Origin of the sequence: Streptomyces sp. BR123 (assembly GCF_013401435.1) — a bacterium.
Taxonomy (GTDB): Bacteria; Actinomycetota; Actinomycetes; order Streptomycetales; family Streptomycetaceae; genus Streptomyces.
Map to the genome: position 1 here is coordinate 1 of NZ_JACBGN010000659.1, position 764 is coordinate 764.

Below are 764 nucleotides of genomic sequence, written 5' to 3' on the forward strand. Positions count from 1 at the left end.
TCCCCCGCCTGACCGCCCTGTTCGCCTAGAGCCCGCCGGTGTCGAGCTCCAGGCCGAACGGCTCGGGCAGCCGCACCGGCGTCCCGAAGGAATGCGGCCCGTCGACCTCGGTGTACCCGAGCCGCCCTGGCCCGGAGAACACCGTGACGGTCTTCTCCACCCGGTCGACCAGGAGATACAGCGGCGCCCCGTACTCGGCGTACCGCCTGCGCTTGACCACCCGGTCGGTCTCGGCATTCGACTTCGAGGTGACCTCGACGATCAGGAGGGTCTGGTCGGGCAGCAGGGCCGCACCGTCACGTGCGAGGGCATCGGGAACCACTGCGATGTCGGGCACGTACCAGTTCGACGAACCCGGCAGGTCGAGATTTCCCGAGCCTTCGACGCAGCCGAGCTCGTCGACCCGCGCTTCGATTTGGCGGCGCACGATCTTGGCTGCGCGCTCGTGGTCCCATGCGGGTGTCACGATGCTGATGACCCCCTCGACCAGTTCCGTGCGGTCTCCGCTGACGTGCTGGATGGCGTACTTCAGCGCGAGCTCGGGATTGGCGATGTCGCCGTATTCCCGGTGGCCGCTGTAGTCGTGCGCGGTGGTCATGCCGGACGCCTCCTTCGCTCCCCGCCGCCAGAGTCGCACGGCGACACCGGTCCCGTCGTCACCTCTGGGAGTGGATATGCCCCGGGCACGTGGGTTGATCTGCCGTTCATGCGTGAATGGCATGCTTGAAGCATGAACGATGCCGCCCCGGCGCCCACCCCCGCGC

1 protein-coding gene is annotated in these 764 nt (G+C 68.3%); it reads right to left on the bottom strand.

All coding sequences use genetic code 11. The annotated features are described in order from the left end of the window. Window positions 1–25 precede the first annotated feature (25 nt). Entirely contained in the window at window positions 26–598 is a 573-nt protein-coding gene (locus tag HYE82_RS36925; RefSeq protein WP_179178584.1) for a Uma2 family endonuclease, read from the bottom strand. Window positions 599–764: the final 166 nt, after the last annotated feature.

Excerpts from the sequence above, each read along its gene's own strand:
- HYE82_RS36925 (WP_179178584.1), bottom strand. The coding sequence starts at position 598 with ATGACCACCGCGCACGACTACAGCGGCCACCGGGAATACGGCGACATC.